17 protein-coding genes are annotated in these 22355 nt (G+C 75.1%); 10 read left to right on the forward strand and 7 right to left on the reverse strand.

Annotated elements, in window-relative coordinates; genetic code table 11:
• Nucleotides 1-134 precede the first annotated feature (134 nt).
• Nucleotides 135-812, reverse strand: a complete 678-nt coding sequence (locus ACZ6Y7_RS37285; RefSeq protein ID WP_465762418.1) for an HAD family hydrolase — start codon at nucleotides 810-812, stop codon at nucleotides 135-137.
• Nucleotides 813-858: 46 nt separating this feature from the next.
• Entirely contained in the window at nucleotides 859-1794 is a 936-nt protein-coding gene (locus ACZ6Y7_RS37290; protein ID WP_465762419.1) for a SigB/SigF/SigG family RNA polymerase sigma factor, read from the reverse strand.
• Between the two features lie 273 nt (nucleotides 1795-2067).
• Between ACZ6Y7_RS37290 and ACZ6Y7_RS37295 the strand changes: the two genes are divergently transcribed.
• Nucleotides 2068-2391 carry a plasmid stabilization protein gene (locus ACZ6Y7_RS37295; RefSeq protein ID WP_465762420.1) on the forward strand — a complete coding sequence of 108 codons (324 nt, stop codon included), beginning with the start codon at nucleotides 2068-2070 and terminating at the stop codon, nucleotides 2389-2391.
• A 91-nt stretch (nucleotides 2392-2482) separates the two neighbouring features.
• On the opposite strand, the gene ACZ6Y7_RS37300 is transcribed toward ACZ6Y7_RS37295, so the two are convergent.
• Together ACZ6Y7_RS37300 and ACZ6Y7_RS37305 are read right to left on the reverse strand one after the other, a co-directional pair.
• A complete protein-coding gene (locus ACZ6Y7_RS37300) occupies nucleotides 2483-3037 on the reverse strand; it encodes an ATP-binding protein (RefSeq protein ID WP_465762421.1) in 555 nt (184 codons plus the stop codon).
• A 10-nt stretch (nucleotides 3038-3047) separates the two neighbouring features.
• A complete protein-coding gene (locus ACZ6Y7_RS37305; protein WP_465762422.1) occupies nucleotides 3048-3635 on the reverse strand; it encodes an STAS domain-containing protein in 588 nt (195 codons plus the stop codon).
• Nucleotides 3636-3897: 262 nt separating this feature from the next.
• Here ACZ6Y7_RS37305 and ACZ6Y7_RS37310 point away from each other — a divergent pair, with 262 nt between their 5' ends.
• The 5 genes from ACZ6Y7_RS37310 (at nucleotide 3898) to ligD (ending at nucleotide 9499) form a co-directional block, all read left to right on the forward strand.
• Nucleotides 3898-5055, forward strand: coding sequence for a carboxylate-amine ligase (locus ACZ6Y7_RS37310; protein WP_465762423.1), 1158 nt, complete (start codon nucleotides 3898-3900; stop codon nucleotides 5053-5055).
• Between the two features lie 14 nt (nucleotides 5056-5069).
• Nucleotides 5070-6107 carry a PHP domain-containing protein gene (locus tag ACZ6Y7_RS37315; protein WP_465762424.1) on the forward strand — a complete coding sequence of 346 codons (1038 nt, stop codon included), beginning with the start codon at nucleotides 5070-5072 and terminating at the stop codon, nucleotides 6105-6107.
• 144 nt (nucleotides 6108-6251) lie between these two features.
• Entirely contained in the window at nucleotides 6252-7217 is a 966-nt protein-coding gene (locus ACZ6Y7_RS37320; RefSeq protein WP_465762425.1) for an SDR family NAD(P)-dependent oxidoreductase, read from the forward strand.
• 39 nt (nucleotides 7218-7256) lie between these two features.
• Nucleotides 7257-8441 carry an alcohol dehydrogenase catalytic domain-containing protein gene (locus tag ACZ6Y7_RS37325; RefSeq protein ID WP_465762426.1) on the forward strand — a complete coding sequence of 395 codons (1185 nt, stop codon included), beginning with the start codon at nucleotides 7257-7259 and terminating at the stop codon, nucleotides 8439-8441.
• Nucleotides 8442-8485: 44 nt separating this feature from the next.
• The gene (ligD, locus tag ACZ6Y7_RS37330) at nucleotides 8486-9499 is read left to right on the forward strand and encodes a non-homologous end-joining DNA ligase (RefSeq protein WP_465762427.1); all 1014 of its coding nucleotides are present in this window, start codon (nucleotides 8486-8488) and stop codon (nucleotides 9497-9499) included.
• A gap of 63 nt (nucleotides 9500-9562) precedes the next feature.
• On the opposite strand, the gene ACZ6Y7_RS37335 is transcribed toward ligD, so the two are convergent.
• Both ACZ6Y7_RS37335 and ACZ6Y7_RS37340 read right to left on the reverse strand, forming a co-directional pair.
• Nucleotides 9563-10441, reverse strand: a complete 879-nt coding sequence (locus ACZ6Y7_RS37335; RefSeq protein ID WP_465762428.1) for a hypothetical protein — start codon at nucleotides 10439-10441, stop codon at nucleotides 9563-9565.
• 180 nt (nucleotides 10442-10621) lie between these two features.
• Nucleotides 10622-11563 carry a TIGR01777 family oxidoreductase gene (locus tag ACZ6Y7_RS37340; protein ID WP_465762429.1) on the reverse strand — a complete coding sequence of 314 codons (942 nt, stop codon included), beginning with the start codon at nucleotides 11561-11563 and terminating at the stop codon, nucleotides 10622-10624.
• Between the two features lie 235 nt (nucleotides 11564-11798).
• On the opposite strand from ACZ6Y7_RS37340, the gene ACZ6Y7_RS37345 reads away from it, so the two are divergent.
• On the forward strand, nucleotides 11799-13013 hold the full coding sequence (locus ACZ6Y7_RS37345; protein ID WP_465762434.1) for an enoyl-[acyl-carrier-protein] reductase FabV: 1215 nt from the start codon (nucleotides 11799-11801) through the stop codon (nucleotides 13011-13013).
• 55 nt (nucleotides 13014-13068) lie between these two features.
• Here the strand turns inward: ACZ6Y7_RS37345 and ACZ6Y7_RS37350 are convergent, their stop codons facing one another.
• Entirely contained in the window at nucleotides 13069-13422 is a 354-nt protein-coding gene (locus tag ACZ6Y7_RS37350; protein WP_465762430.1) for a hypothetical protein, read from the reverse strand.
• 89 nt (nucleotides 13423-13511) lie between these two features.
• Between ACZ6Y7_RS37350 and ACZ6Y7_RS37355 the strand changes: the two genes are divergently transcribed.
• The 3 genes from ACZ6Y7_RS37355 (at nucleotide 13512) to ACZ6Y7_RS37365 (ending at nucleotide 22142) form a co-directional block, all read left to right on the forward strand.
• Nucleotides 13512-14684, forward strand: coding sequence for a DUF6183 family protein (locus ACZ6Y7_RS37355; RefSeq protein ID WP_465762431.1), 1173 nt, complete (start codon nucleotides 13512-13514; stop codon nucleotides 14682-14684).
• Nucleotides 14685-14902: 218 nt separating this feature from the next.
• Complete coding sequence (locus ACZ6Y7_RS37360) at nucleotides 14903-21187, forward strand: DUF5979 domain-containing protein (RefSeq protein ID WP_465762432.1); 6285 nt, start codon at nucleotides 14903-14905, stop codon at nucleotides 21185-21187.
• A 295-nt stretch (nucleotides 21188-21482) separates the two neighbouring features.
• Entirely contained in the window at nucleotides 21483-22142 is a 660-nt protein-coding gene (locus ACZ6Y7_RS37365) for a VC0807 family protein (protein ID WP_465762433.1), read from the forward strand.
• Nucleotides 22143-22355 lie beyond the last annotated feature (213 nt).

The raw sequence follows: 22355 nt of genomic DNA on the forward strand, positions 1-22355 counted from the left end.
GTGCGGTCCGGTCGGACGCCCCGACGGCTACCCGTCCGGCGGCGGTTCACGCAGCGCGGCGGCCGCTCGTCCACGGGCGGCCGCCGCGCGGCGGGGCACCGGCACCGGGCCGACGGCCCTCGGCCGGCCGGGGGTCAGCCGGGGCTCGGCCGGGCGAGCAGGCTGCGGTCCAGGTCCGCCAGCAGCTCGGCGGTGTCGCGGTGGACCTCGGCGGCGCCTGCGCCGAGGAGTTCCTGCGCGGAGAAGCCGCCGCTCTCCACGGCCACGCAGCGGACCCCGGCGCGGCCGGCCGCCATGACGTCCCAGACGGTGTCCCCGATGAAGACGGCGTCTGCGGGCTCGGCGCCCGCGCGGTCCAGGGCGGCCCGGACGAGGTCCGGCGCGGGCTTGGTGGCGGCCACGTCGTCCGCGGTGGTGGCGTCCGCGATCACGTCGTCGGCGTCGAGCACCCGGCGCAGCGCGGTCAGCTCGCGCTCGGATGCGGAGCTGGCCAGGACGATCCGGTGGCCGCGTCCGGCGCAGGCGCGCAGCAGGTCGGCCGCGCCGGGCAGCGCCGTGATCACCGGCCAGCGGGCGGCGTAGAGCGCGTCGTGGGCGGCGGTGATCGCCTCGTCGTCGTCCCGGTCGCGGTCGTGGCCGAGCAGGTGGTCGAGCAGGTGGTCGGCGCCCATGCCGACGGCCCGGTGGACCCGGGCGGCCGGTACCGTCCGGTCGTACTGGCGCAGGGCCTCCCACCAGGCGAGGGCGTGGAAGTACGAGGTGTCGAGCAGGGTCCCGTCGACGTCGAAGAGCGCCGTCGCGGTGGTGGTCACCCGGTCCTCCTTAGGTCGGTCCGGCCGGTGCGAGCGGGTACGCCGATCACGCCGGTTCCCCGGGTTCCTCGTCGTGCCAGCCGGAGGCGTCGACGTCGTCGAGCTGTTCGCGCAGGTGGTTCAGGGTCGCCGTGAGCAGCCGGGAGACGTGCATCTGGGAGACGCCGATCCGTTCGGCGATCTGCGACTGGGTGCAGCCGTCCCAGAACCGGAGTTTGAGGACGACCTGTTCCCGGTGCGGCAGTTCGGCGAGCAGCGGTCGGACGGCGGTGCGGAAGTCGGCGAGTTCGATGCCGGGGTCGCAGCTGCCGAGCCGGTCGAGCAGGGCGCTGCCGGTCTCGTCGGTGTCCTGGTCGCGCAGGGCGTCCAGTGAGTTGGGTCGGTAGACCCGGCCGGCCATCAGGCCTTCGGTGGCTTGTTCGACGGTCAGGTGCAGCCCCTCGGCGATCTCCTCGGGGTGCGGCAGCCGTCCGAGCTCCTGTTCGAGCCGGTCGGAGCCGCGCGCGACGGTCAGGTACAGCTCCTGCATGCTGCGCGGTACCCGTACCGGCCAGGAGGTGTCGCGGAAGAACCGTTTGATCTCGCCGGTGATGGTCGGGATGGCGTAGGTGACGAATTCGACGCCGCGGCGCGGGTCGTAGCCGTCCACAGCCTTGATCAGTCCGACGGTGCCGACCTGGAGGATGTCCTCCATGTCCTCGGCCCGGTGCCGGAACCTGGCGGCGATGAACCGCACCAGCGGCATGTTGAGTTCGATGATCGTGCCGCGGACGTAGCTGTAGGCGTGGCTCTCGCGGGCGAGGCCGGTCAGGCGCTCGAACAGCGCGTCGCTCAGTTCCCGCGCCTCGGTCTTGCCCATGGCCCGCAGCTCGGCCTCGGTGGGCCGCGGCGGGATGTCGGGCGGCAGATCGGACGGGACGTCGAGCGGTCGGTCATGCGGTGCGACGGCATCCCGGTGGGAGTTCTCCAGTCGGATGGACACTTGATGTCTCCTGGGCAACGGGGTAATCGCCCGGTCACGCGTGCGATGGGACCCGCACGCTCGGGGCTTCTTCCCCCAGGACCTGTGCCCGGCTTCTTCAAGCGCGGTCCCGGTGGCACCCGGTCGGGTGCTGGGGCGGCCGGACCCGGTCACGACCACCGTAAGCGTGTTCTACCCGACATACGACATTGAATTCACGTTTCGGCCGTTTTCTTCCGTATCGGCCGGGTAGCCGCGTTCCGGCAAGACCATCCGCCACGACGAGGAGGGACGATGCCCCGAGGATCGAGCCCCAAGCGGGAGCGCCAGTACGAGCACATCAAGGACAGCGCGCTGGACCGCGGCGAGAGCGAGGAGCGGGCCAAGGAGATCGCGGCCCGGACGGTCAACAAGGAGCGCGCCCGACACGGCGAGTCCAGGACCGCCAGCCGTAGCTCCCTCGACGACGTGTCCTCCGGCCACCGCGGCGGGAAGCGCTCGCACAGCGGTGCACAGGGACCGACCTACGACCAGCTGTACAACGAGGCGAAGCAGCGCAACATCAAGGGCCGTTCGACGATGAACAAGCGCGAACTGGCCCACGCCCTCGGCCGCTGAGCGGCGTGCACGCGCGGCCGCCGGGTCGGCACCGGGCCGCCCCGGCGGTCCGAGGCTGCCTTCCGCCTCCGCGTCGCCCACGGCGTGCCGCCTACCGTCGGCCCGTTCGGGGTTCCCCCGACGCCGGCTCCGCCGGGCCGGCACCGCCGTGGTCGATCCGGGCGAGCGGGGACGGCACCTCCAGCCAGACGGACTTGCCGCCCGCCTCCGGCTGGGAACCCCAGGCGCGGGCCAGTCGGCGCACCACCCGCAGGCCGTACCCGGCGTGACGACCGCGGCCGACGACCGGGCGCAGCCGCGGGCGGCCCGGATCGTCGTCCGCGACCTCCACCCGGAGCCGCTCGCCGTTCCAGCGCAGGCGCAGCTCGCGCGGGCCGCCCGGGGCGTACAGGCAGGCGTTGGTGACCAGCTCGGAGACCATCAGCAGGACGTCCTCCACCGCCAGCCGCCGCTTCTCGTCGACGGCGGGCAGCCAGCGCCAGGACTCCAGCACCTGCCGGCTGAAGGCGCGGCTGCACTGCACGGGGCCGCCCGGGGGGCTCGCGCCTGCGGCGCGGTCCGCGGCCCGGAAGTCGAAGCGCCTGGTCACCTCGGCGTCCGGCTCGCCGACGGGCCCCGGGAGCCGGGTGCGTCCGAATCGCTCCATGTCCTCCCCCTCATCCGGAAGCCGGGCCGCCCGGATCCGGTGCGGCGGGCTCGGCGGGACGGTCCACCGGCTCCTCGCCCGGCCCCGGACCGGGCCCCTTCACCCGCGGCTCCACCCGCGGCCCGGGTGCCTTCAGCGCGGAGCCGAGGTCCGGGTGGATCCGCAGCACGCGGTCGGCTTCGGTGATCACGAACAGCCGCTCCACCGAGCCGCGCGGGCCCACGAGTTCCAGGCGCACCCCGCTCGCCTCGGCCCGCCGCCGGGCCCCGAGCAGGATGTTCAGCCCGGTCGAATCGCAGAACCGCAGCTCGCCGAGGTCCACCAGGATGAGTTCGACGCCCTCGGCCACCGGGCGTGCGAGCGCGTTGCGCAGCCCGTCCCCGGTGTCGTGGTCGATCTCGCCGGCCACGGTGACGATCCGCACCCGGCCCTCGTCGACGACGGCGACGGCGAGTCCCGGCAGGCACCGCTCCCCCGGCTCGCTCCACACGGCGGCGGGGCGCCCGGCCGTGCGCGGCGCGGCGGGCACGGCCTCCGGCGGGAATGGCGGCGGATCCGTGCCCGGTGTGGTCGGGCGGGCCGCCTGGTCGTCGTCCATGCCGCGCGTCTGCCCGGGCACCCCGCGCCTACACGTTCCGGCCGCCCCCGGCGGCCCGGAGCACGACGGGGCGGGGCAGGGGCGGGCGGGGGGGGAGGGGCAGGGGTGGGCGAGGGCACCGGACGTTTCAACGCCCCCATCCCGGCAAGACGTCCGCCATGCGGATGCACCTGCCTCCGGGCCCTCGTACGGCGGACCACCGCCCCGGGCCCGGATCCCCCGACGTCCGGGGCGCGGCCGTCGCCCCCTCCTCCCCGGGGCGGTGACCACCGTGCCCGGCACCGCTCCCCCACCCGACCCGTCGCCCGCCCGGCCACCCGCCCTGCCCACGGTCGGGGTGGAGGAGGAGTTCCTGCTAGTCGACCGGCGCACCCGGCTGCCCGCCGAACGGGCGCCCCAGGTCATCGCCGACGCCGCCGCCGAGCTGGGCGATCAGGTGCAGGCCGAGTTCTTCCGCGTCCAGGTCGAGGTGTGCACCCGGCCCACCGCCCGGCTCGCCGAACTGGAGGCCGACCTCGCTCACCTGCGCGCGGTCATGGCCGCCGCTGCCGCCGGGGCGGACTGCCTGCTGGTCGCCTCGGGCACGCCGGTGCTGAGCGACCGGGGCCCGGGCCGGATCACCGACGATCCCCGCTACCGGGCGATGGCGGCCCGCTACCGGGGCGTGGTCGACGGGTACGGGGGCGCGCTCTGCGGCTGCCACGTCCACCTGGGCACGGTGACCCGCGGCCAGGCCCTGGCACTGGCCAACCACCTGCGCCCCTGGCTGCCGGTCGTCCAGGCGCTCACGGTCAACTCCCCCTTCACGGAGGGCCGGGACAGCGGCTTCGCGAGCTGGCGCACCGTCCGGTGGGCGCGCTGGCCGACCGTCGGACCGGCCCCGGTGCTGGACGAGGAGCAGTACGACGCGCTGGTGGCGGGCCTGGTGCGGTCCGGCGTGCTGCTCGACCGGCGGATGGTGTACTGGTACGCCCGGCCGTCCGAGCACGTCCCCACGCTGGAGGTGCGGGTCGCCGACGTCAACGCCGACCTTCGGACCGTCCTGCTGCTGGCGGCGCTGCTGCGCGGGCTCGCCGCCGTCCTGCTGGAGGAGATCGACGACGGCCGGCCGGCCCCCGTCTGCCCGGCCGGACTGATCCGCGCCGCCCACTGGCAGGCCGCCCGCAGCGGGCTGTCCGGGAACGGGCTCGACCCGCTCACCGGGCGGTACGCGCCGATGACCGAGCTGGCCGACCGCCTCCTCGAACGGGCCGCCCCCGTCCTGGCCGCCGCCGGTGACCTGGCCACCGTGGAGTCCACGCTCGCCCGGGTCCGCCGGCACGGCACCGGCGCCGACCGCCAGCGGCGCTCCCTGCGCCGCCACGGCCGGCTGACCGCCGTGGTCGACGAGCTCGCGGCCCTCACCCTCGCGGTGCCCTGAGGCGGGGCGCGGCCGTGCACCCGGCAGAAGCGCTGCGGCGGATCGCCTTCCTCCTGGAGTGGAACGGAGCCTCGCCCTACCGGGTCCGGGCCTTCCACACCGCCGCCGACGCGGTCGAGGACCTGCCGCCCGGCCCGGTGGACGCCGACCGGGCCCGGCGCCTGCCCGGCGTGGGGCCGGTGACCTCCGAGGTGATCGCGCAGGCCTCCACTGGAGCGATTCCGCCGTACCTGGCCCGGCTGGAGGCGCAGGCGGGGCCCGACGCGACGGCCGGCTGGCAGCTGCTCGCCGCCGTCCGCGGTGACTGCCACCTGCACTCCGACTGGTCCGACGGCGGCCACCCGATCGCCACGATGGCCACGGCCGCCCGTCAGCTCGGGCACCGCTGGGCCGTGCTCACCGACCACTCGCCCCGGTTGACGATCGCCCACGGTCTCAGCCCCGAGCGGCTGCGCCGGCAACTCGACGCGGTCGCGGCCTGGAACGCCGGAGAGCCCGACGGGCCGGACGGCGGTCCGGACGGCGGCTTCCGGCTGCTGACCGGGATCGAGTGCGACATCCTGGAGGACGGATCCCTGGACCAGGAACCGGAGTTGCTCGCCCGGCTCGACGTCGTGGTGGCCTCCGTGCACTCCAAGCTGCGCGCCGATCCCGAGCCGATGACCGCCCGGATGCTCACCGCGGTCCGCGACCCGCGCACCAACGTGCTCGGCCACTGCACCGGCCGGATCGTCACCGGTCGCGGCCGCCCGCCCTCCCGCTTCGACGCCGAGGCCGTCTTCGCGGCCTGCGCCGAATCCGGCACCGCGGTGGAGATCAACTGCCGCCCCGAGCGTCGCGATCCACCCGACCCGCTGCTGCGCCTCGCCGCCGAGGCGGGCTGCCTCTTCGCCGTCGACACCGACGCCCACGCCCCCGAGCAGCTCCACTGGTTCCGCTCCGGCTACGCCCGCGCCGCCCGCCTCGGTCTCACCGCCGACCGCCTCGTCACCACCTGGCCCCGCGACCGCCTCCTCGCCTGGACCCGCCCGAACCGGTCGCCCGGCCGGTGAGGCCCACCGCGAGCGGCGGGGGGTGGGCGGCACGTGCGGCGGGCGGCGCGGGCGGGCGGCGCGGGCGGGCGGCGCGTTTGGCCGCCGCACCGGCGGACAGACGCCCGGCATCCGACCGTCCCCGAGCGAGGAGGTCGCCCTCCGATGGACGACAACGGCACCCTGACCGGACGCACCGCCCTGGTGACCGGTTCCTCCCGCGGGCTGGGCCTGCTGATCGCGGCCGAACTCGCGGACCGCGGCTGCCGGGTGATGCTCACCGCCCGGGACGAGCTCGGTCTGGAACGGGTCGCCCGCGAGTTGCGCGGCCGTCCCGGCGAGGTCGCCGCGACCGCCTGCGACCTGGTGGACCCCGAAGCACCGGCCCGGCTGCTCGCGGCGGTCCGGGACCGCTTCGGCGCCGACGTGGACCTTCTGGTCAACAACGCCGGTCTCATCCAGGTGGGCCCGGTCACGGCGATGCAGGAGGAGGACTTCCGGCGCGCGCACGAGCTGATGACGATGGCGCCGCTGCGGCTGGTCCAGGCCGTGCTGCCCTCGATGCGGGCCCGCGGCGCGGGCTCGATCGTCATGATCACCTCGATCGGCGGCCGGATCCCGGCGCCGCACCTGCTGCCCTACGTGGCGGCCAAGTTCGCGCTCACCGGTCTCTCCGAGGGGCTCGGCGCGGAGCTGGCGCCGTACGGGATCCGCGTGACGACGGTGCTGCCGGGGCTGATGCGCACCGGATCGCAGACCGCCGCCGAGTTCGCGGGGCAGGCCGGGCGCGAGTACGCCTGGTTCGCCACCGCCGCGTCCTTGCCGCTGGTCTCGATGGACGCCCGGCGGGCCGCGCGGCGGATCGTGCGGGCCGTCGAGTCCGGGCGGCGGGAGCTGGTGCTGACCCCGCTCGCCAAGGCCGCCGTGCTCGCCCACGGGATCGCGCCGGCCACGACCGGCCGGCTGCTCGGGCTGCAGGCACGGTTGCTGCCCTCGGCCGGCGCGGTGCCGGAGCACGGCGTGCCCGGCGTGCGGGCCGCGGCCCGGCACCCGCACGGCGGTCCGGTCCACCGGCTGACCGCCCTGGGGCGCCGGGCGAGCCGCGCCCACCACGAGCCCACGGCGTCCTGAGCCGGGCTCCCGGCGCCGACGACCCGAAGGGAGACCCCCGTGAAAGCCGTGACCTGGCACGGACGCCGAGACGTCCGCGTCGACTCCGTCCCCGACCCGGTGATCCAGGAGCCCACCGACATCCTGGTCGAGGTCACCACCACCGGACTGTGCGGATCCGACCTGCACCTCTACGAGGTCTTGGGCGCCTTCCTCGACGAGGGCGACATCCTCGGCCACGAGGCGATGGGCGTGGTCCGCGAGACGGGCAGCGCCGTCCACGCGGTGTCCGTCGGGGAACCCGTGGTGGTGCCGTTCAACGTCTCGTGCGGTGTCTGCTACATGTGCGTGAACGGTCTGCAGTCCCAGTGCGAGACCACCCAGGTGCACGCCTACGGGACGGGCGCCGCGCTGTTCGGCTACACCAAGCTCTACGGCCAAGTACCCGGCGGTCAGGCCGAGTTGCTGCGGGTGCCGTTCGGCAACACGCTGCCGGTGGTGGTTCCGCCCGGGCCCCCGGACGACCGGTACGTGCTGCTCTCCGACGTCCTGCCCACCGCCTGGCAGGCGGTCGAGTACGCCGAGGTGCCGCCCGGCGGCGCCCTGGCCGTGCTCGGGCTCGGCCCGATCGGCGACATGTGCACCCGCATCGCGCGCCACCTCGGGGTGGGCACCGTCATCGGGGTCGACCTGGTGCCCGAGCGGCTGGAACGCGCCCGGGAGCACGGCGTCGAGGCGCTGGACCTCGCCCGGCTCGGCTCGCGGGTGGTCGACGCCGCCCGGGAGCTCACCGGCGGCCGCGGTCCGCACGCGGTGATCGACGCCGTCGGCATGGAGGCCCACGGCTCCCCCGCCGCGACCGCCGCCCAGCGGATGACCTCGCTCCTGCCGGACGCCGTCGCCACCCGGCTGATGACCCGGGTGGGCCTGGACCGCCTGCACGCCCTGCACCTCGCGGTGGACATGGTCCGCCGCGGCGGCACCGTCTCGCTCTCCGGGGTGTACGGCGGCATGACGGACCCCCTGCCGATGCTGACCATGTTCGACAAGCAGCTGCGGCTGAGGATGGGCCAGGCGAACGTCCGGCGCTGGACGGACGACCTGCTGGCCCTCCTCGGCGACGACGACCCCCTCGGGGTGGACGGCTTCGCCACCCACCACGTGCCGCTGACCGAGGCCCCTGCCGCGTACGAGATGTTCCAGCGCAAGCAGGACGGCGTGGTCAAGGTCCTCTTCCAGCCCTGACCCCTGCGGCCCCCGACCCGCCCGGTGGGAAGGAGCGAACCGCCGTGCCCACGCCCCTGGACCGCCTCCCGCCGCCACAGCGCGACCTGCTGTGGCCGGCGCAGGACGGCCCCGCACAGCCGATGCCGGCCACCCTCACCGACCGGCGCGACCTCGGCGGCGACTGGCTGTTCGAACGCAAGCTGGACGGCGTGCGGGTCCTCGCCGGCCGCACCCGGGCCGGCCCCGTCCACCTCCAGTCGCGCGGCGGCAAGCCGCTGGACGCCACCTACCCGGAGGTGGTCGAGGCGCTCACGGCCCAGGATGTGCCGGACTTCACCGTCGACGGCGAACTGGTCGCCCTGCGCGGCGGGCGCACCGACTTCGCCCTGCTCCAGCGGCGCATCGGCCTCACCCGCCCGGTCGACGTCCGCGCCGCCCGCGTCACCGTCACCTACTACCTGTTCGACCTGCTGCGCCTCGACGGCCTCGACACCACCCGGCTGCCGCTGCGCAGCCGCAAGTCCCTGCTGCGCGAGGCCTTCTCCTTCCGCCCGCCGCTGCGCTACACCGCGCACCGCAACCGCGACGGCCACGACCTGCTCGCCGAGGCCTGCGCCCACGGCTGGGAGGGCCTCATCGCCAAGCGCGCGGACGTCCCGTACGCGCAGCGGCGCTCGCGCGACTGGCTCAAGCTCAAGCGCGCCGCCGGTCAGGAGTTCGTCGTGGGCGGCTTCACCGAACCCGCCGGGCGACGGGTTGGCTTCGGCGCCCTGCTGCTCGGCTACCACGAGGACGGACGGCTGCGCTACGCGGGCAAGGTCGGCACCGGCTGGGACACCGCCGGGCTGCACCGGCTGCGCGCCGAACTCGACCGCCTGGAACGGCCCGATCCGCCCTTCGCCGAGCCCGTCCGAGAACGGTCCGCGGTGCACTGGGTGCGTCCGGAACTCGTCGCGCAGATCGGCTTCACCGAGTGGACCCGCGACGGGCTGCCGCGCCACCCGCGCTTCCTCGGGCTGCGCGACGACAAACCGGCCGCCGACGTCGTCCGTGAGCGGCCCGCCGGGGCGCGGTGACGGCGGGGCGCCCGTGCCGGCGGATGCCCGTGACGGCGAGGCGCCCGCAAGCCGCCGGACCGGTCAGCGGCGGTCCGTCGACGGCTGCCGGTCCTGGAGGCGGTCCTGCAGGAGGTACTGCTGGCGGACGTACGCGCGGGCCGCGCCGTCCTCGGCGGTGACGCCGTCGTGCTCCAGCAGCCGCCCGGCCGCGAGCAGCGCGGCGGCGACCCGCCCCGTGTCCGCGTCCGCCGTGTCCAGGGCCAGCCGGTCGCGCAGCGCGGCTCGGCGCAGCAGGTATGCGCGCCGGCGCCGGGGCGGCTCGTCGCTCCGGCTCCGGTGGGCGTCGAGGTGCCGCTGCTCCTCCAGGAGGGCGGGCGCGTCGGCGTACGCCTCCTCGGGGGTGGGCACCGGACCGACCGGCACCGGGCGGACGGGCGGCGGCGGGAGCGGCGGCAGGCCGTGGGCGGAGAGGACGGCGTTCGCGAACTCGGGCCGGTCGACGGGCAGTCCGTGCCGGCCGAAGAGGGCGAAGAGTTCGGCGAGGGCGCGCGGTTCGGTGCCGCGCGGGCGGTCGTCGTCCGTGAGGGTGAGTCGGCCCAGGAACGGGCCCCAGGACCGGCCGCGCGGGTGGACGAGGCGCAGCCGGAGCTGGGCCTGGCGGGCGCCGGTCTCCGGCTCCTCGTCGACGGACACGGCCAGGCCCCGGATCTCGGACCAGGTGTGGTGCGTGGGGACGAGCAGCCGGACCACGGTGAGGCCGGTCCGCGATTCCCGCAGCCAGAAGGTGTGCGGTGCGCCGGCGATCGTGGCGGCGACGACCGCGGCGGCGATCAGCAGGGTCGCTCCGACGCCGGCCGCGCCGGTCTCGCTCAGCACGATCGCGGTGATCAGGCCGAGCACGCAGCCGACCCCGATGATGTCCTCCAGGCGCCGCATGGACGCCAGCCGTACAGTCGTCATCCCGCTCGCCCCTGCCCGCGCGTGCTCCCCGCTTCGCCGTCGCCCCAGCGTGGCCGTCGCCGCGCCGCGCGGACAAGCCCGGCCCGGGAGCTGTGACGGGCCCGTGACGAACCCTGTCCCGTACCGGCCCCTGTCCCGTACCGGACCCTGTTCCGCACCCGACCCGGGCGCGACGGCCCGTCACCTCCCCCGCAGGCGGCGGACCAGGTCGCGGGCGGCGTCCGGCCAGTGCGGGTGCTCGAAGGTGAAGCCCGCGTCGAGCAGGCGGGTCGGCACGACGCGCCGGCTCTTCAGCAGCAGCTCGGACTCGGAGCGCAGGGCGAACGCCCCGAGTTCGGCCATCCAGCGGGTGGCGGGCAGGGCCAGCGGCATGCCCCAGGCGGCCCGCAGCTCGCGCATGAACGCGCGCTGGGGCAGCGGGTTCGGGGCGGCCAGGTTGACCGGGCCGGTGAGTTCCTCGTGCGCGATCAGGAAGTCGACGGCGCGGGCGAAGTCGCGCTCGTGGATCCAGGAGACGTACTGGGCGCCGCCCGCGATCGGGCCGCCCGCACCGAGCCGGGCCAGCCAGGAGAGCGAATCGAGGGCGCCGCCGCGCTCGGGGCCGAGCACCACGGCGGTGCGCAGCGCCGTCTTGCGGGTCCGCGGGGTGACGGCCGCCGTCTGGGCGTCCTCCCAGGCGCGGGCGATGTCGATGCTGTGGCGCCAGGAGGCCGGGGCGTCGGGCTCGTTGCCGCCGATCAGACCGTCGGCCTCGCCGTTCGGGGCGTCGTGGCGGTGGGCGTAGACCGTGGCCGTGCTCATCTGCAGCCAGACGGCGGGCGGCCGCCGGGCCGCGCTGATCGCCTGGCCGACGACGCGGGTGGAGAGGACCCTGGAGTCCATCATGGCGCGCCGGTTCTCTTCCGTGTAGCGGCAGTTGACGCTGCGCCCGGCCAGGTTGACCACGACGTCGCTGCCGTCGATCTCCTCGGCCCACGCGCCGAGGGTCCGCCCGTCCCAGCCCACCTGCCGGGGCCGGGCGGGCCGGCGGCTCAGCGTGACCACCTGGTGTCCGGCGGCGGTCAGTCCGCGGTCGAGCAGTGTGCCGAGCGCGCCGGATCCCCCGGGTATGACGATCTTCATGCGTCCCCCCTCGTTCCGGGAGCCAGCGTAGCCCAGAATTCTGAACATGTTCAATTACTTGGCTCCGGCAGCGCGGGGCCGGGCGCACGAGGGCGGCAGCGACAGAATTCTCCGCCGGACCCTGGCACGAGTCGCCAGATCGTCCCGGCCTGCGGACCGGCCAGGATGAGGAGCAGCCGCCCGCCACGGGCACGAAGGACCGTCAGAGCACCCGAAGGAACCACCTGTGACGCCGATGCCCCTCCGCCAGATCAAGCCCGGCAACCGCGGCTTCCTCTACCTCAACGCCCACCCCGAGGGCTGCGCCGCCGTCGTCGACGACCTGTGGCAGCGCACCCCGGCCCCGGGCGCACCGGCCCCCGACGGCGAAGACGGCGGTACGGGCCCGGTCGCCCTGGTCATCGGTTCGAGCGCCGGGTACGGCCTCGCCGCCACCGTCGCCGCGCTGCGCACCCACCGCATGCGCGGCCTCGGCATCGCCTTCGAAGCCCCCGAGACCGAGCGCCGCACCGCCTCCGCCGGCTGGTACCGGACGGCCCGTACCGCCGAGCTCGCCGGACCGGACGCCGGCTTCGCCTTCCTGAACGCGGACGCCTTCTCCGCCGAGGCGAAGGAGCGGGCGCTGGACCACCTCGCCGCCCGGTACGGCCGGGTCGACTACCTCGTCTACAGCGTCGCCGCGCCCCGCCGCACCGACCCCGTCACCGGCGAGGTCCACCACTCGGCGCTCAAGCCTCTGGGCTCCGCCTACCGGGCCAAGACCCTGCAGTTCGACGGCGACACCCCTTTCGTCGGCTCCCTGGAACTCCAGCCCGCCGACGACGCGGAGCGCGACGCGACCGTCCGGGTCATGGGCGGAGCGGACTGGAAGCTGTGGATCGACGCCCTGGCGGCCCGCGGCCTCGTCCGCGAGGGCTTCCACACCGTGGCGCTCTCCTACGTGGGCTCCGAGCTGACCGCGCCGGTCTACCGGGCCGGCACCATCGGCGCCGCCAAGCAGCACCTGGAGGACACCGCGCGCCGGCTCCACCGGGACCTCGCCGCGCGCGGCGGGCAGGCCCACACCGTGGTCGCCGGCGCGGCCGTCACCCAGGCCTCCACCGCCATCCCGTCCATCGCCCTCTACACCGGCCTGCTCCGCGCCGTCCTCGGCGACGGCTTCCGGAGCCCCGCCGAGCAGGCCACCGACCTGTGGCGGCAGCTCACCGGAGCGGCGCCGCTGCGGCTCGACCGGGAACAGCGGATCCGCCTCGACGACTGGGAGCTCGACGAGCAGGTCCAGGCCGCCGTCCACGCCCGCTGGGCCGCGGCGACCACCGACACCCTGGCCGAGCTCGCCGACGCGGACTGGGTCCGTGCCGAGGTCGGGCGCCTGTACGGCTGGCACGTCCCCGGCACGGACTACACCGCCCCGGTCCGCACCACCGTGCCCTGGCCCACCGGGATCTGACCGCCACCGCACGAGGGGCCGGGCGAAGCCCCAGCCGGGGGAAAGGCGCTGGACGCTAGACGCTCAGCCGTTCGCAGAGGGGCGGCTCCAGGGCTCCCAGGTCCTCCCAGACGCAGACCTCCAGCGTCGCGAGGTACCCGCCGGAGGCGAAGACCATCGCCTGGCCGATGTACTGGCCCTCCGCGCCCCGGATCGTCCCGTCGGCGACGACCGGACTTCGCTCGACCACCGGCCCGGCCGCCACGGAGCCCTGGTCCACGCGGAGGTCCACGGTCGGGCATCCGCAGGTACAGCCGGGCTTCATCCGGGCGTGGGGGATCTGCGCCCGGTACGCCCGGTCCACGTCGGTGCCCCCGGCCAGCAACAGCTCCAGGCTCCGGCGCACGTCCTCGCTGAGTGGTCCCCACACCTCCGGTGCCCCCTCTCCCGATCGCCGGCGTGGCATGAGGGCACAGCTTACTCTCTGCCGACCTGCGCGATCGCGGCGATAATCACGCCATGGGCAAGGACATCGAGCGCGCAGTGCACGCCTTGTGCGAAGCCGACCACGCGGACATCGCGGTGTTCCGCGCCGAGGTCGAATCACGGGTCTCCACCGGCGAGTTCGACTGGGCAGCCGACCTCGCGGCGGAACTCACCGCCCCGGTCGCCGCCGGCGAGGACCACCACGGGAACCGCGGCGCGGTCCTGTACTGGACCCTCCACGCCCTGGCCGCCCACCCGGAGCCGGAAAGCCTCCGCGCCCTCGTACGGGTGCTGGAGTCGCCGCAGCACGGCGGCATCGACCCGACCGCCCACCCGCGTTACCTGGCCGCGGTCGTGGCCCGCGGACACCGGATCGAGACCATCGCCGGCGTGGTGTTCGGCCGGCGGCACGAGGCCGCCTGCGCACGCGAGTTCGCGGCGTGCCTGCTCCACGAGTCGGTGCTCGTCCACGACGGGGTGAGCGGGTACCCCGAGCTGCGCGCCTTCGCCGACGAGCTCCTGGCCGAGGGCCATCCGCTCTCCGTCCTGCCCCTGAGCCTCCTGCCCGAGGAGCACGGCCTCCGGCGCCCGCCGGGAGCCGCGGACGACTGGACCTGGACGGTTCCCGCCGTCTGGCCGGAGACGGCCGACGCCCACCAGCGGCCGGCCGCAGCGGCGACGCGCCGACGGCCGGCCGGACTCGACCCCACCGAGATCGGCCTGCCCGCCACCGCCGAGGCGATGGGCGCAGCCGTCGACCACTGGCTCGCCCGGTCCAACGGCAGGCTCGCCGCCCAGGAGTTCTGGCTGCCGGAACCGGTGGCCCGCGAGGACGTCCCGGCGCTCCTGCCGCTCCTGCCGCTCACCCCCTGGCCCGATGCGGCGGCCGGGGCGCAGCTCCACCCCGCGGACGCCGAGCTGGCGCTGCGGATCCTGCTCACCGCCGCCGTGCGCGCACCGGCCTACGGCCGGGGCCGGCATGGCGCCTACGGACGGCGCGCGGCCTGGCGGTCGCTCGCCGGCCTGACCGGGAGCCCCGCGGACGCCCCGATCGCCGAGGTCGCCGAACGCGCTCGGCGGACGGACTGGTTCCGGATCGGCACCGCGTCCCCGTGGTTCCACAACGTCGCCTGGGACCTCGCGCTCGCGGCCCTCCGGCCCGGCGGGCAGGAGATCGCCGTCCTGGCGGCCACCGACACGGACTGACGGACCCCGCTCGGGCCGCCCACCCCGCCCGCCCCGGGGGGATTCCGGACCGCCGCCGGAAACGCGGCCGTGCCGGTCGCCGGGCCGGAGACGGCGGGCGTACTCCGGACGGCTGAGTTTCGCTCGCGCCCGGTCGAGAATCCCGTCAATCGGCCGCCATTCATCACATTATGCGCACGGAATGTCACGCACCGTGTCCACTTGTGAAGAGGATCCCCATGGCCGCTCACCCGAGGTTCTCCCAGGCCTGGCCGGCCGTCGTCGCCGCCGTGATCGCCGGCCTGCTGGCGCTGTGCGTGACTGACGGCGCGTCCGCCGCGAGACCGGGCCCGAAGCCACCCGGCGCGGCAGCGCAGAAGGCCACGACGCGGGCGGCCGGGGACGCCGTGGTCGGGATCCGGAAGCAGGTGACCGGAGCGACGATGCCCGTCGAGGCCGGCGGGGTCTTCTCCTACGAACTCACCGCCAGCTGCTCGTCCTTGACGACGTCCTGCGTCAACCCGGTGATCGAGGACGTCCTGCCCGCCGAATTCGACGTGACCTCCCTGCCGCAGAGCACGGACACCAGGACGGTGACCTTCGACCCGGCCACCCGCCGACTGACCATCGTCTTCCTCGAACCGCTGCCCAGCCCGCCCGCACCGGCCGGCAGCACCGGGCTGCCGGCCGGGGCCAGCCGCAAGCTCGCCATCGGCATGCGGGTGCCGGCCGAGACCGCGCTGAAGGACGGTGCGAAGGTCACCAACACGGCCGAGATCCGGGCCGACAACGCCGAGCCGGCCCGGGACAGCGCGGATGTGACGGTGCGCATCCCGCGGGTGGTGCGACCGGGCACCTCCAAGACGTGGACGGACGGCTCGGCCGTGGCCCAGTCGGGCGCGCACAGCGTCATCACCCTCGGCGTCCGCAACGGCTCGTCGACCTCGGCCGAGGTGTCCAAGCTGACCGTGGAGGACGCGACCCCGGCGACCTTCGACGACTTCGACCTGCTCTCCGTCGGCCCGGTCACCCGCTTCCCGGCGGGGGCCGACCAGGTCCGGGCCCTGGTGTGCTCGAAGCCGGTCGGCTCGCCCTGCGCGGACGCCGACTGGGTGCCCGGCCCGGTGGCCACCGGGCCCGACGTGCACCTGCCGCCGGGGGTGGACCCCGGCCAGGTCACCGGGATCAGGCTGGAGTTCACCAGTTCCACCGGCGCCGTCCTGCCGTACGACCCGGCCGGCGGTGAAGTCCCGCTGCGGCTCAAGCTGCGGGATACCGTGCGCTCCACCGGCAGGCCGCTGGCGCCCGAGACCCGGACCGCCGTGAACAACTGCGCCACCGTCACCGCCGAGGACAGGGCGGTCGGCAAGGTCGGCGGCGATCCGGCCTGCGCGGCGTACGACATCCTGCCGAACATCGCCACCGTCGCGGCGGAGAAGGAGTTCTTCTCCGACACCGACGGTGACTTCACGGCCGACGGATCCGCCGTGCTCGGCACCCCCGCCCCGGTGACGGTCATCGCGGGCGGCCGCAACACCGCGTCGTTCCCGGTCGCCTCGCTCACCGTCACCGAACCCTCGGCGCACACCCCGAGCGAGTTCGACAAGGTCGACGTCGGCAGGCTCCGGGTCACCTTCCCCGAGGGCGCCACGGCGGCCACCGTCACCGTGACCTGCCGCGACGGCAGCACCCCGGCCCCGGTGACGCTCGCCCAGCCCCCGGCGGCCCAGGACCTCCCGCAGACCGGCTGCCCGGCCGGCAGCCCGCCCGCCCGGGTGTCGGTCACCTTCACCGGCACCGACGCCGGGGGCCTGGGCACCATCGCGCCCAACGCCGTCGGCCGGCTCGGCCTGCACGGCACGCTGAACTCCAAGGTCACCGAGGCCGACGTCCAGGACGGGGTCACCGACTGCGTGGACGCCTCCGCCGCCAACCCCGTGAACGGCGCCGGTGAGGGCACGTCCACCGCCTGCACCTCGCTCCGGGTGGAGGCGCCGCGCACCGACGTGCGCCAGAGCAAGACCGCGAGCCAGAACGACCTGCCGCCCGGCCAGCCGGTGACCTTCACCCTCGACCTGGCCAACGAGGGCAACGGCCCGATGATCAGACCGACGATCACCGACCCGGCCGACCCGACCGCCACCGGCACCGTCTTCGACCTCGCCCGCCTGACCGCGCTGACGGTCGCCTACACCTACCCCTACGGCCTGCCCGTCCGGCTGGAGGTCTACGACCCGGACGCGAAGGCGTGGGTGCCCTACGCGGCCGGTGACGGCGCGCTGCTGGCCCGGGCCCGGGGCGTGCGCGCCCGGGTGGACGGCGACCTGCCGCCGCGCGGCCGACTGATCGTCACCCTGACGGTGGTCCGCCGCGACGGCGTCCCCGACGGCCGGGCCATCCGCAACTGCTTCCAGGTCACCGCCGACGGCACCGCCGTCGGAAACCCGGCCTGCACCTCCCAGGACACCAGCACCGAGCCGGCCCGCACCGGCGGCTCGGTCCAGAAGAGCCTCGCCCCCTCCACGGTCGCCCGCACCGTCCCGGGCGTGCCGCCGCAGCCGGTGGACCTGCGGATCCGTGCGGAGAACACCGGGAACACCAACCTCAAGCGGATCGTGGTCACCGACACCGACGCCGCCTTCTTCGACGCCGTCGACCTCCGGCAGATCGCGGGCGTGAGCTTCCCGCCGGGTGCCGACCGGGTGCAGGTCGACGCCTGCACCGCCGCCTGCGACGGGCCCGGGGCCGTCTGGACCGACGGCTCCCCGACCGACAGCACCACCCCCGCCCTGCCGAACGGCGTCCAGGCCGCCGACGTCCGGGGGCTGCGCGTCACCTTCACCAGCTCTCCCGGCGGGTACGCGCTCACGCCGGGCAACTACTACCCCGCGGACGGCCCCTGCCCGCAGGCCACCGTCTGCCTGAAGGTCACCGCCCGCGAGACCCTGCGGTCCGCCCCCGCGACCAAGGTCCCCGACAAGCTCTCCGACACCGCCTCGGCCGCCGGCGAGAGCGGTCTCCAGACACCCGGGACGACCTTCCCGTTCGGCGACAGCACCGCCACCCTCACCTTGGAGGAGGGCACCGCCCAGCTGGCCATCTCCAAGACCCCGGACTCCCGGATCGGCCCCGGCGAGACCGCGCCGTTCACCATCACCGTGCGCAACACCGGCACCGGGGTGATCCCCGACCTGGTGGTGGCCGACCCGATCCCGCGCCTGCTGCGCTTCGACGAGGGCTACGCCGGTGACGGCGGCCTGCCGTTCAAACTCGCCGTCAGCGGCCCCGGCACCGACCCCGCGCCGAAGCCCACCTACACCCCCCAGCGTGACGCCACCGGCCGGATCACCCGGGTGCTGTGGACGTTCCCCGGCTGGAACCTGCTCCCCGGCGCCGAGGTGAAGCTCACCTTCCAGGTCCGCCTGGCCCCGGGCGTCCAGGCCGACACGGTCATCCCGAACGTCGCCGGCGCCGGCTCCGACCAGCGCCCCGCCCTGGACTGCCGGCACGACTCCGACCGCAACGGCACCGCGGTGGACGACACCGCCGACTTCGGCAAGGGCACCTACTGCACCGCCCGCGCCGAGGTCAGCACCCTCGCCGGCACCGCGTTCGAGGCCACCAAGTGGGTCGCCGGCGACCCCTCGCTCGGCCTCTACAACTCCGTCGCCGCCCTCTACGTCCCGCTCGACTCCCCCGGCTGCCCGCAGCTCCACCAGGGCGGCCGCACCTACACCCAGTACCCGTGCACCGCGCTGGTGCTGCCCGGCCAGCGCTTCGACTACCTGATCCGCGCCGTCAACACCGGCACCGAACCCGTCCGGCAGATCAACCTGCTGGACGTCCTCCCGCACCAGGGCGACACCGGTGTGCTGCTCGGCAACCAGCAGCGCGGCACCCAGTGGTCACCGCGCCCGACCCTCGCCGGAGCGCCGGAGCTGATCGGCCCGGGCGCCCTGACGAACCGCTACTCCACCGTCACCGACCCCTGCGGCACCACCGTCCACACGCCCAGCCGGGCCTGTTCCCCCGGCAACTGGCAGGACGGCTACACCGCGGAGACCACCGGCGTCGAGATGGGCATCGGCTTCGAGCCGCTGCTCCCGCCCGGCGGCGAGGTCTTCGTCCGGCTCCCCATGTCCTCCCCCGTCGACCTGGTGCAGCCCCAGGACCCCGCGATCGCCTGGAACTCCTTCGCCCACTTCGAGACCGTCGTCCGCAACGGCACGCCCGAGGACCTGCCGGTCACCGAGCCGCCCAAGGTCGGCATCGGCATGCGGTTCGGCAACCTGCGCGTCGACAAGGCGGTCACCGGCCTGCCCGAGGGCCTGCCGCCCGGCCCCTACCAGGTCGCCTACCGGTGCACCGTCACCCCCGAGGGCGGCACGCCCCAGGTGGTCCGCGAGGGCACCTGGGACATCACCCCCTACACCCCGATGGCACTGGTCGGCGTGCCCGCCGGCGCGACCTGCAAGGTGTGGGAGACCGACTCGGCCGGCGCCCACAGCTCCAGCCTCGGCGAGGCGAACGCCCAGCAGGTGGTGATCACCCCCGCCCGCCCGGACCAGGAGGGCGAGCACCTGGTGATCGAGAACGAGTACCGCACGGCGAGTCTGCGGATCCGCAAGAGCGTCACCGGAGCGGCGGCCCAGGAGGTCGGCAGCGGCCCGTTCAAGGTCCGCGTCGACTGCGCCCTGGCGGGGCAGCGGATCGCCGGGTTCCCGAAGGAACTCGTCTTCGAGGGCGACGGACTGCAGACGCTCGACGGCATCCCGACCGGTGCCCGCTGCACCGCGACGGAGCCCGACAACGGCGGCGCGACCACGGTGGTGATCACCGCGACCGACTCGACCGGCGGCGGCCCCGACACCGCGGTGGTCGGCTCCGTGCCGGGCAGCACAGCCGGCCTCACCGTCACCAACCGCTTCGACACCGGCGCCCTGCGCATCGTCAAGAAGCTGGCCGGTCCCGGCACCCAGTACGCGGACCGCACCTTCCGGTTCCGGATCGCCTGCGTGTTCAACGGCAGGCCCGACGCCGTCGTGCGCGCGCTGTCCCTCAAGGCGCCCGACCTCACGGGCACGGTCGACGACCTGCCTGTCGGCGCGGAGTGCACCGTCACCGAAGTCGACCCGGGCGGCGCCGACGGCCCGCCGCCGCCGGTCGGACCGGTCACCGTCCGGCCCGGGACCGACAACCCCGACACCGTCGCGGTCGACGTCACCAACACCTTCTCGCTCGGGGCACTGACCCTGCACAAGAAGACCGCCGGCGCCCCCGCCGACGCCCCCTACGTCCGGGACGCGGTCTTCACCTTCCGCGTCACCTGTGTCCGGGAGGCCGAGGGAACCGACGGCGCCCCCGCCGTGGCCTTCGTCGTCCGCAAGCAGTACCGGCTGACGGCCGACGGGAGCGTCCGCATCCCGGACCTGCCGATCGGCGCGCGCTGCTGGGCCGAGGAACTCGACGCCGCCGGCGCCACCGCGACGGCCGTCGACCACGGCACCCACGCCGACGCCGTGGTCGTCACCAAGGACAGCCCCGAGGTGAGCATCACGGCCGTGAACACCTTCACCACCGGCACGCTGGGCCTGGCCAAGCAGGTCACCGGCGCGGGAGCGGAGTTCGGCGCCGACCGCACGTTCACCCTGCTGCTCAGCTGCGTCCTCGACCTCGGCAACGGCCAGGTCCGGACACTGGTCGACCGCCGCCCGTACACCTTCCGGGGCGCCGGACAACGGGAGGTCGACGACCTCGGCTTCCCGCTGCCGACCGGAGCGCGCTGCTGGGCCACCGAATCCCGGACCGGCGGCGCCACCGGCAGCACGGTCGACCACCACTCACCGGAGACCGCGGTCGTCATCGGCACCGGCCAGGCGGTGACCGTCACCGCCGTCAACACCTTCGGCCGTGGAGAACTGACGGTCCACAAGAAGGTGATCGGCGACGGAACCGGACCGTTCACCTTCACCGTCGCCTGCGTCCTGCACGACCCCGACGGCACCGAACTGCCGGTCCGCCTCCCCGAAGCGGACGCCGAGTTCACCCTGAGCGCCGGGCAGAGCCGCACCATCGCGGTGCCCACCGGAGCCACCTGCACCGTCTCCGAGCCGAACCCCCCGCAGGGGACGAAGGTCACCATCGAGGACACCGATCCCGGCTCCCCGCCGGGAGTGGTCCACGTCGGCGACCGCGCCTCGGTGACGGTCACCAACGAACACACCGAAACCCCGCCCACCCCCACGCCCGCGCCCACGCCCACCCCCACCCCCACGCCCACGCCGACCACGTCGCCGAGCCCGACGGTCCCTCCCACGCCCTCCCCCTCCCCGAGCCCGTCCCACCACCACAGCCCGTCCACCTCACCGAGCCCGCACGTCCCGCCGACACACCCCGGCGAACCGCATGAGCCCCTGCCGAACACCGGCACCGGCCTCCCGACGCCGCTGCTGACCGTCCTGTTCACCGCGCTCATCGGCCTCGGCCTGGTATTCCTGCGCGTGACCAGGCGACGCGGGAGGTAGTGGCCCACGGTCGGCCGGCGCGGGCACTCCAATCCTCCCCGCGCCGGCCGACGGCGTTTCCCTCGGCGGCCTCCCCACCCGGGCGGCCGCCGACCGGCGGCGGAGCGCGGACGAAGGACGACGGGTGCGCTCGTGCGGGCGGCCGGACGCGGCCTCAGGTCCGGGTGCCGGGTTTGGCCGGCGTCCGGCAAGGAAGGAAAGGACCGAACCCGCCCCGCCCGCACGCGCGCGACGGCGCCCGTGAGATCGACCGTCGCCGTCCGGAGGACGCCATGACACGCTCGCCGCGCCGACGATGACCACCCCCGGGGTGCCGCCACGGCCGAGCGGACGGCGTCTGCTGCTCGGCCTGGTATGGGACATCGCGGTTCCGATCGCGCTGTACTACGGCCTGCGCGCCGCGGGCGTCAGCGTCTTCGTCGCGCTGCTGGCCGGCGCCTTCCTGCCGGCGCTCACCACGGGGGTCCAGTGGCTGCGCACCCGCAGCCTGGAGGGCATGGCGGGGTTCGTCGCCGGGACCATGCTGCTCGGCGTCGCGGCCGCACTGGTCAGCGGCAGCCCGCGGTTCCTGCTGGCCAAGGACGGCTGGCTGACCGGCGTGGCCGGGCTCTGGTTCCTGATCTCGATCAGGGCCAGGCGCCCGCTGCTCTTCCACGCCGGGCGCCCCCTGCTGGAGGGCCGGTTCCGCTCCGACGGCACCTCCTGGGACGTGCTGTGGGACCGCGAGCCGGCCTTCCGGCGGATCTGGCGGGTCTCGACCGCGATCTGGGGGGTGGCGATGCTGCTCGACGCCGTCGTGCGGGTCGTGATGGCCTACACCCTGCCGGTGGACCTGGTGCCCGGCCTCGGTGCGCTGCTCTGGCCGGCCACACTCGTGTTGTTGCAAGTGGTGAACGGCGTCTACTACGAGGTGGCCGGGCTCTGGCGGCTGACCGCCGGCACGCCCGCACGGTGACCCGGCGCGGCGCCCGGCGTCGGCGCGGCCCTCCCTCCCGGTCGACGACGACCGAGGCGTCGCGGCCATCGCCGCCCGCCGCCCGGTCGTCAGTCCGTCCGCCCGTCCGGAGGCTCTAAGAGGGTGTTCGATACCGATTTAGGCTGCCGCGGGCGGTTTCGGGCGGAGGTATTGCCCGGTTCTGTCCGGGTTGGCGGTCAAGCGGCTGGTCAT

It is taken from the genome of Kitasatospora sp. NPDC053308 (assembly GCF_055585785.1).

Coding starts and splice junctions, on each gene's coding strand:
- ACZ6Y7_RS37365 (WP_465762433.1), top strand. CDS start 21,483: ATGACCACCCCCGGGGTGCCGCCACGGCCGAGCGGACGGCGTCTGCTG.
- ACZ6Y7_RS37340 (WP_465762429.1), bottom strand. CDS start 11,563: ATGAAGATCGTCATACCCGGGGGATCCGGCGCGCTCGGCACACTGCTC.
- ACZ6Y7_RS37320 (WP_465762425.1), top strand. CDS start 6,252: ATGGACGACAACGGCACCCTGACCGGACGCACCGCCCTGGTGACCGGT.
- ACZ6Y7_RS37355 (WP_465762431.1), top strand. CDS start 13,512: ATGGGCAAGGACATCGAGCGCGCAGTGCACGCCTTGTGCGAAGCCGAC.
- ACZ6Y7_RS37295 (WP_465762420.1), top strand. CDS start 2,068: ATGCCCCGAGGATCGAGCCCCAAGCGGGAGCGCCAGTACGAGCACATC.
- ACZ6Y7_RS37335 (WP_465762428.1), bottom strand. CDS start 10,441: ATGACGACTGTACGGCTGGCGTCCATGCGGCGCCTGGAGGACATCATC.
- ACZ6Y7_RS37345 (WP_465762434.1), top strand. CDS start 11,799: ATGCCCCTCCGCCAGATCAAGCCCGGCAACCGCGGCTTCCTCTACCTC.
- ACZ6Y7_RS37305 (WP_465762422.1), bottom strand. CDS start 3,635: ATGGACGACGACCAGGCGGCCCGCCCGACCACACCGGGCACGGATCCG.
- ACZ6Y7_RS37300 (WP_465762421.1), bottom strand. CDS start 3,037: ATGGAGCGATTCGGACGCACCCGGCTCCCGGGGCCCGTCGGCGAGCCG.
- ACZ6Y7_RS37360 (WP_465762432.1), top strand. CDS start 14,903: ATGGCCGCTCACCCGAGGTTCTCCCAGGCCTGGCCGGCCGTCGTCGCC.